Annotated in this window: 1 pseudogene; it reads right to left on the bottom strand. The window is 28.6% G+C overall.

The features are described from left to right. A pseudogene (locus tag ACY2RX_RS14765) lies at positions 1–248 on the bottom strand (hypothetical protein); the annotation flags it as partial.

Genomic DNA, 248 nt, shown 5'->3' on the forward strand with positions numbered 1-248 from the left:
GAAAGTGATAATGGAATAGTAAGTTGTGTATTCATCAAATTAAAAACATCAAAATGAAACGTTCTTAAAACTCTTTTTCCTTTTACAAAAACAAACTTTTCTAGGGTAATGTTTTGTTTGGCGACTATAAATTTGAATCTTGGTCTTAAACGTAGTGCAAAATTTGAAGTTCTTTTTAAAGTAGGTTTTAAATAACTGCTAGAAACGAATTGAAAACTGCTTTCTGAACCAGATAAATAAGAGGCAGA

The sequence above is a fragment of the Polaribacter sp. 2405UD43-2 genome (assembly GCF_058147125.1).